The organism is Leisingera sp. ABD4_442, from assembly GCF_056160905.1.
The window spans coordinates 208894-216867 of sequence record NZ_JBSWYB010000003.1; the positions used below are offsets into that span (position 1 = coordinate 208894).

Annotated in this window: 5 protein-coding genes and 2 tRNA genes; 2 read left to right on the forward strand and 5 right to left on the reverse strand. The window is 57.7% G+C overall.

Annotation, left to right across the window (positions count from 1 at the left end):
• Window positions 1–205 precede the first annotated feature (205 nt).
• Window positions 206–2005 carry an ABC transporter transmembrane domain-containing protein gene (locus ACXAHG_RS04795; protein ID WP_475056146.1) on the reverse strand — a complete coding sequence of 600 codons (1800 nt, stop codon included), beginning with the start codon at window positions 2003–2005 and terminating at the stop codon, window positions 206–208.
• Between the two features lie 168 nt (window positions 2006–2173).
• Window positions 2174–2247: transfer RNA gene (locus ACXAHG_RS04800), tRNA-Gly, on the reverse strand.
• Between the two features lie 173 nt (window positions 2248–2420).
• Between ACXAHG_RS04800 and ACXAHG_RS04805 the strand changes: the two genes are divergently transcribed.
• Window positions 2421–3128 (forward strand): CbiX/SirB N-terminal domain-containing protein, encoded by a 708-nt coding sequence (locus ACXAHG_RS04805; protein WP_475056147.1) that lies wholly within the window; start codon window positions 2421–2423, stop codon window positions 3126–3128.
• Window positions 3129–4041: 913 nt separating this feature from the next.
• Here ACXAHG_RS04805 and ACXAHG_RS04810 read toward each other — a convergent pair.
• Window positions 4042–5430: a calcium-binding protein gene (locus ACXAHG_RS04810; RefSeq protein WP_475056149.1), complete on the reverse strand. Its 1389-nt coding sequence runs from the start codon at window positions 5428–5430 to the stop codon at window positions 4042–4044.
• A 609-nt stretch (window positions 5431–6039) separates the two neighbouring features.
• Between ACXAHG_RS04810 and ACXAHG_RS04815 the strand changes: the two genes are divergently transcribed.
• Window positions 6040–6113 (forward strand) — tRNA-Cys (locus ACXAHG_RS04815).
• 136 nt (window positions 6114–6249) lie between these two features.
• Here the strand turns inward: ACXAHG_RS04815 and ACXAHG_RS04820 are convergent.
• Window positions 6250–7059 carry a replication-relaxation family protein gene (locus tag ACXAHG_RS04820; RefSeq protein WP_475056151.1) on the reverse strand — a complete coding sequence of 270 codons (810 nt, stop codon included), beginning with the start codon at window positions 7057–7059 and terminating at the stop codon, window positions 6250–6252.
• On the reverse strand, window positions 7053–7974 hold a 922-nt coding region (locus ACXAHG_RS04825; protein ID WP_475056153.1), incomplete at its 5' end, for a type IV secretory system conjugative DNA transfer family protein. The genes ACXAHG_RS04825 and ACXAHG_RS04820, both read right to left, overlap by 7 nt.

A 7974-nucleotide genomic window follows, 5' to 3' on the forward strand; every position in this document is an offset into this window, starting at 1 on the left:
ACAGCCGGTGTACGGGTGGTGCACGGAGTGTGACTCTGTTTTTGCCCAGACTATTGCAAACGCGTGATTGCGCAAGCGCCGCGGCAGGGTCACGCCAAGGCAGCTTGCAGCATGACGTGGCGCCAGTTCGCGGCAACGGGCGGTTTTCAACGAAAAACGCCCCGGATCAGCTCCGGGGCGCTTCTACTGCAAATCTGCTCAGCGCTTATTCCGCCGCCAGCCCTTCGGTGAACTGCAATTTGGCCAGCCGCGCATAAAGCCCGCCCGCGGCCACCAGTTCGTCATGGGTGCCGCTGGCAACGATCTGCCCTTGGTCCATCACCACGATCCGGTCGGCCTTTTTCACCGTGGCCAGACGGTGCGCCACGATCAGCGTGGTGCGGCCCTGGCTCAGCTCATCCACCGCGGCCTGCACCAGACGCTCGCTTTCCGCATCCAGCGCCGAAGTCGCCTCGTCCAGCAGCAAGACCGGCGCATCCCGCAGAATGGCGCGGGCAATGGCAATCCGCTGTTTCTGGCCGCCTGACAGCATTACGCCGCGCTCACCGACAAAACTGTCATAGCCGTCCGGCAGTTTCGAAATAAACTCATGCGCCGCGGCCGCTGCAGCCGCGGCCTCGACCTCGGCATCGGTGGCCTCAGGCCGGCCGAACCGGATGTTCTCGCGCGCGGAGGCGGCAAAGATCACCGGATCCTGCGGCACCATCGCAATATGGCGGCGGAACTCATCCCGCTGCAGCTGCGTCAGCGCCACACCATCCAGTTTCACCGCGCCCTGGTTGGGGTCATAAAACCGCTGCAGCATCTGGATGATAGTGGTCTTGCCCGCGCCCGACGGGCCGACAAAGGCCACAGTCTCACCGGGTCTCACCGTCAGCGACACCTCGTCCAGCGCCGACACATCCGGACGCGACGGGTACCGGAAGGAGACGTTGTCGAACGCAATCTCCCCCTTCACCGGCGCGGGCAGCACCTGGGCCGCAACCGGGTCCAGCACGGTATCCTCGGCATTCAGCAGCTCCACCAGCCGCTCGGTTGCACCGGCAGCGCGCTGCAGCTCGCTCCAGATTTCCGACAGCGCCGCGACCGATCCGGCCACCAGCACCGCATAGATCACGAACTGGATCAGCGTGCCCTCGGACATCACACCGGCGCGCACGTCGTTGGCGCCCATCCACAAAACGCCCACGATGCCGGAGAACACCAGGAAAATCACAATCACCGTCAGCATTGCGCGGGTCTGGATACGGCGGCGCGACACGTCATAGGAGGTTTCGGTCAGCTCGGAAAACTTCTCGCGGCTGGCGCTCTCGTGGGTGAAGGCCTGCACCGTCTGCACTGCCCCCAGCGCCTCGCCCGCGTTACCGGAGGACGCCGCGATCCAGTCCTGGTTTTCCTTGCTGATGGCGCGCAGGCGGCGGCCCAGCACCAGGATCGGCACGATCACCGCCGGCACGATCAGCAGCACCATCATGGTGAGCTTCGCCGAGGTCAGCAGCATCAGCACCATGCCGCCCAGGAAAATCAGCAGGTTGCGCAGCGCAATCGATACCGACGAGCCCAGCACCGACTGGATCAGAGTGGTGTCGGTGGTGATCCGGCTCAGCACCTCGCCGGTCATGATGCGTTCATAAAACTCCGGGCTCATGCCGATCACCCGGTCGAACACCGCCTTGCGGATATCGGCCACCACCCGTTCACCCAGCCGCGTCACCAGCGCATAGCGCACACCGGTGCCTACGGCTAGCAGCGCCGCGATGACCAGAGCGGCACTGAAGTAAAGGTTCAGCAGCTCGGAATCAGACACCCGGAAATTGTCCACCACCCGGCGCACCGCCAAGGGCAGTGTCAGCGACAAAGCCGCCGTCAGCACCAGCGCGCAGGTTGCTGCCATCATCAGAAGGCGGTAGGGGCGCATGAACGGCCACAGCGCCGACAGCACGCCAATCTTCCGGGATTTCTCCCGCTCTTGCTCCGCATTCGGGGCCGCATTATTCCGCGCCATTCCGGATCCTTCTGCACTTTGGTCCCGCGGGTCCCGATGCCCGCATAATTGCCAAAGGTTCATGGCCCCGCAGGCCCCGCGCGTCAAGCGCAGAGCGGGTTTAAAACGCAAGCCGGGGATCCCAAGCCGCGCTGCTAAACGCCGCATACCAACAGTTCAGGGAGACGCTGGAGCGGGTAGCGGGAATCGAACCCGCACCTTAAGCTTGGAAGGCTCTTATGATACCATTTCACCATACCCGCTCAGAGTGTTTGCTGATTTAGGTGAAGCTCAGGGGAAGGTCAACCACCTTGTTTTCGTTTGCGTTTGGCGCCGAAAAAAAATCCGCTCACCTCTTGCGGTTCCCCGGGCATGCCCCCCAGATCTAAGCCAGCCCAGCGGCACAGCCGCAGCCTCAGCAAACCGGGATCCCGCCTTGTCTCAACCACCGCGCACCGCCATCCTGACAGCCCATGGCCAGCCCTCTGCACCCGCGCCGGCAGAAGCCTCCCTGGCAGATCTTGCGGCCAGGGTGGCAGGCCATCTGCCCGGCTGGGATGTGCGTTCCGCAACCCTTGCCGCCGCCGGACGCCTGGAAAAGGTCATGGAAGACGGCGCCGTTGTTTATCCCTTCTTCATGTCGCGGGGTTTTTTCACCAGCAAAGCGCTCCCAGGCCGGCTGCAAGGGCGGTCCTACCGCATGGCCGTGCCCTTCGGCCTTGATACCGGCTTGCCGCAGATCACCGCAAACGCCGTGCAGCAAGCTGCGGCGGAACAGAATTGGCCTCTCAGCTGCCTTCATCTGCTGCTGGCCGCCCATGGCTCCGCCCGCGGCCCCAAGGCGGCGGAGGCCGCAGAAAAATTTGCAGCCCGGCTGCGTCCTTTGCTGCCGGGCTGCGCGCTGTCGCTTGGCTTTGTCGAGCAATCCCCCCGCGTGGAAACGGCCGCAGCCCCGTTGCCCAGGCAGGCCATTTGCCTGCCGTTCTTTGCCCAGTCTGGCGATCACGTCACAGGAGACATCCCCGAAGCGCTGGAAACAGCCGGGTTTCAGGGGCTTGTGATGCCGTCCGCTGGCGGCCTGCCAGGGGTCCCGGCCCTAATTGCCCAAGCCATTCAATCCGCGGCCGCTGCCGACAGCATGTGACCACCGCGGGCTCAACGCGGTGAAGCGCTCCCGGCGATCTGCAATGTCAGCGCGGCCCGGAACCTCAGGACCTCAAAAGCAGCTTGCTTGACCCGACGGCTTCGGCAAGACGCTGATAGTGGATGGAACGTGTTCGGGAAGAGTTTGCAGACCTGAGAAGTGTCGTTTCAGCTTCAGACACTATTCGGAATGCTTCGGCTTTGACGGTTTCAATCGCTTCAGGTGCCACGGGACTTATCGGTGGCGTCAGCCGTTGCGCCTGCGATGAACTCCCGGGCAGCCGCACTCTCACTCTTGGCTGCGTCCCGTCAGTATTCCGCCGCACCAGGCTCCTGAGCTCAGAGGCGGCTTGATGCAACGTTCGTTTTGCCCGTCTCAAATCCGAATTGTTCGGGATCTCATCCGCCGCAGTTTGCAGCGTTCTGGCCAGGCAATCCACGACGTATTTGTCCGGAATTTTACCGCACGCTATGGATGCCTCCTGTATTTTAAGCGCAATGTTGCTTATCGCTTCTTCAGATGCAGGGGCAGATGCGTTTGCCCCCCCTCCCAAATCAGTGTCATTATTCGTTCCGGCATTCGTGTTGCCTCCGCCAGTCTGTCCTGTGCCGATCGAAGGCCCTGTCACTTGCGCCAAGTGGAGAAGTTTTGGGAACTCAATTGGACTTGAAGATTGCCCGTTTATTGCACTCCCCCCGGCCGAAGTTGCGTGACCTGAAACCGCACTGGCCAAGAGAGCGTTTATTAATAGATACCGCACATCCCGCTTCATAGTTCCCCCCAACACATTTCACAAATTCCAGCATCGACTCCGCGAGAGGGCAACTGCATTCCCCCGTCACGCCAAGACAATTCCAGATATCCCCCCTTGAACATCGGTTCCGCCGAACACTCCAAAACCTTTCTAGGAGGTTCAAACGGGCAGCAAAAAGTTGGATTCTGTCAAGTCATGCTCCCCAAGCAGTAAAATCTCAAAACCGCCATCAAGGAAACTTGGATCCGGAACATTATCCGAAACAATACTGGCGATAATATGGGTCCCCTCAGCATCCGTGGTGATACCTAAGACAATATCCACATCTTCAAGCGGTTCTCCGACAGTAGGCTCGTGATCAGAATCGCCATCATCCGGCCAAAGATGCTCAAACACGTCAACAAACACAGGCTCATCGGCGCCAGGCGGGAAAGAAATAACCGTTTCGACAAGATCCACATGAAGATTTTGCCCCCGGATTTCATCCAGGATGATGCCGCTGAGATCAATCTTGTCAAAAGCGTCGTCGAAATCCTCGATAACATCACGGCGCTCCGCGCCCTCGCCATTATCCGAGAAGCTTCGAAACACAAAAACGTCCATTGTTTCTTCAGACGGGCCGCCCGACAAAGTGTCTGCTCCGCTCCCCCCGGTCAGCCGGTCTTCGCCTGCGCCGCCCCTTAGAACATCGCCGCCAGCCCCGCCATCAAGCTGGTCCGCCCCGTCTCCGCCTTCAAGCGAATCCTGGCCACCCTCTCCAAAGATACTGTCTTCTCCGTCACCGCCAAAGGCACTGTCCCGGCCGCGTCCGCCTTCGATGGAATCATTGCCATTTCCGCCGAATAACCGGTCGCTGCCTGCCCCAGCTATTAGGGTGTCATTCCCGCCCCCTCCTCTCAGGACATCGTCTCCGCCCCCGCCCGCAAGGGAATCTGCACCGCTGCCGCCCTTTAATGTGTCGCTGCCCCAGCCTCCCATAAGGGTATCATTGCCTTTTTCTCCTAATAACCGGTCAGCTCCGGAGCCTCCTTCCAACCGGTCCCCCCTGTTACCGCCAAGGATACGATCCTCACCGCCCCCGCCCAACAAAACGTCCTTGCCCCCTCTGCCGTTAAGGACGTCATCGCCTTTAAACCCAAAAATTGTATCCGCCCCGGATGATCCCGTAAAATCATCCTCCCCGCCATAGAACATGTTAAAGAAAGAATTCCCCGTTTCCGGATTTTCCTTGAAAACGTTAATTGCCGGGATATTCAAGCCTGTCACAGAAAACACATGATCACCTTCTGCCTTTTCAGAAGACGAATACTGGTGATATTCCTCTATATCGCCCTCGGTGATGACATACCTTGCGATATCATCCTCGCCACGATCATTAAATTTGAGTCCCCGTATTAAGTACTCTGCATAAAAACTTTCAGTGGCTTCGCTCCGAAGAATGACATACCGCAACTTCGCTTCGTTATCGACAAATTCTCCGATGTCAAAATAGATACTTCCAACATCAGACCCGACTTCGAAGGGGGAGGAAAACTCAACAACCGCCATTTCAGCAACCACCGTACAATACCCAACCCCGCAATAACACAAACGGCAGCCGGAAGGACCACTTACAACCAGACAAGAACCCTAAGACAACCATGGCGCAGTACATATCAAACGACGGCCATGAGAGTCCGAAATTCTCATGACAAACATTCGATTTCTCTTTGCGTGTCAGATGGTCTCAACCGCCCCTCAAGTTGACACTCAACTACAGCATTATATCATAAAATCATTTCTCTGTCCCCTTTGAAAAAGGCATAAAAACCAAGGCGGTTTGAAACAGCGGACTTTACCGTTTCTCTCTGTTCAGCTGGACGCTTAACACGCTTGATGAATGAAATCTGAAGTGACCCGCCCTTGTGTTCTTGAAACAATGGCTCGGAACATGACCCGCTCCGCCATGCGTCATGCGAAGCCTTCAGCCTGCTTGCGGTTGGCCATCCCTTTGGCGTTGGACGGCCGGCCTGACCGTTGCCGGCGCCTCGCGATGCGCCCGCAAAGCCTCGAGAGGCGAGGAATGTGAACAGAATAGAATAGTGAGAGGAACTGCGCGGCAGAGGCCCTTGCGCTCACCTTCGGAATCACCTAATACGCCCCTACCACATCGGCTTAGGCGAGTTGGCGGAGTGGTGACGCAGCGGATTGCAAATCCGTGTACACCGGTTCGATTCCGGTACTCGCCTCCAAACAAAATCAATCACTTATGAGATATTGAGCAACCCCCGCAGCGGGTTTAGTCTCTTTTTAGTCTCATGAATCTGATGGTTTTGGATGCTTAGGCATGTTCAGCAATGCTCACTTAGATTTCCACTCTGCATGAGTTCAAGGAGACAGCATTGCTGAGTTTCCCTTCTGATCCAGGATGTTCACATCCAGATTCGGGATACCCCAATGAGATTTATAAGTCTGGGCTTTGAAAAGTGCGGTATAGGCCGTGCGTTTCTTTGCGCTGCTGGATGCTGATGTATCCAAGCGATAGGCAGGACTTGTGCGTTCACACTCCAGCGCCCAGAAGCGGTAGCGGCTTTCACCGCCTATTTGATACTCGATGCCGTAGAGCGCATCTGGAATAATGTGCGTGTTCACTCCGCCAACGCAAACAGGAATCGCAAGCGGGTTCTTGGCGTTCCTCGTCGCCTCTGGTGCACGTGACAGGATTTCGTCAACGGGGACAAACCTCTGATCTGCGGTCGCTTGCGCCGATAGCTCAATCTCAAGCAGGGCCTCAATGATCATCATTGTGTGAAGAAACTGAGGGCTGAACGCTTCCCGGTTCCGGCGGGAGAAGGTGACAGCACGGTGTGGCAACGCATTCAGTGCTTCCAGGTAGGAAACACCCTTTTCGCTGATCTCATAGAGCATGGGTGTGGCGCGTGCATCAAACAGCGGCGCTTGCAGCATGGGCCGGTGAACAAATCCTGTCTCATGGAAAAGGTCGCCCAATCGTTCTGCCAAACGCTTTGGAGATTTCGGGGCCAGAATACGCGAGAGATGATCAAGGCGCAGATATCTGTAACGGTACAGCCATTCTAGAATCTGCTGATCGCGGGGCGTGAGCCGCAAGCGTTTGCCTCGCGGGCAGCGCTCGAACCGGCTTCGGCGTCCCAAAGTATCGAGGGAAGGCGTCACCATGGCATCGGTTCACCATTGTCTTGCGGAGGGCTGTTGTTTTCTTCTGGTTCTGAAGGCTCCTCCTGAGTTGAGCCAAGCTGGGTGTAATGCACCGCATAGCGCTCGCGCATGACATTTCTGATTTCTACGCGATCTTCTGCACTCATCCGAGGAGCTTGCTCCATCTGCCCTGGCTCAATGCCGAGCGAAATGGCACGTTTGGTCTGCCCCTTTATGAACGCGGCAAAATTGAGCTTGGTTTGCTCTGTGATGAACGTGGCATCAGCACGCAGATCGTTTGCCAGTGAACGGGCATCTTTGGCAGAGACGCCCCCTGCAAACTTGATCGCCGTGTTGGCCGAGATCGCATCCTGCAAGCGTGGTTCGAGCTGCCCCAAGAACTGATGCGCCAGCACCATCCCCACATTGTACTTGCGGGCCTGTGACAGGATGATGCCGACGTTACGATCAAAGTAATCGCTTGCTTCATCCACATACACAAAGGTTGCTTTCCGCTCTGATTTGGGAAGCACTGCCCGTTCTTGGGCCGCTTGGGCAATCAGCGCAATGAAGAACCGGCCAAAGATTTCTGTGCCTTGTTCTTTGAGGAGGTCTTTGGCCGTGTTGATCAGAATGACCTTACCCGCATTCATCTCCGCAAAGAGGTCAAGCTTGCTCTTGGGGTGCGTGAACATCCGCTCAAAGGTCTGGTTCTCCAAAATCCCATAGAGTCGGCGCACGACCTGACGTTTCGTGGCAACAAACTCTTTGCCGTTGAACTCCGTATCGAAAAACGTGCGGGCCGACCCTTCCAGCTTGTTGATGTAGGCTTGATATTTTTGAGCTGGGGAGCCTGATCTGACTGGTCCGGTTTGATTGTTAGTGCATGACTGGCCTTCGGTCCATCGGGACAATGGTTTCCGGCGCAGGCGGCCG

Coding starts and splice junctions, on each gene's coding strand:
- ACXAHG_RS04795 (WP_475056146.1), bottom strand. CDS start 2,005: ATGGCGCGGAATAATGCGGCCCCGAATGCGGAGCAAGAGCGGGAGAAA.
- ACXAHG_RS04810 (WP_475056149.1), bottom strand. CDS start 5,430: ATGGCGGTTGTTGAGTTTTCCTCCCCCTTCGAAGTCGGGTCTGATGTT.
- ACXAHG_RS04820 (WP_475056151.1), bottom strand. CDS start 7,059: ATGGTGACGCCTTCCCTCGATACTTTGGGACGCCGAAGCCGGTTCGAG.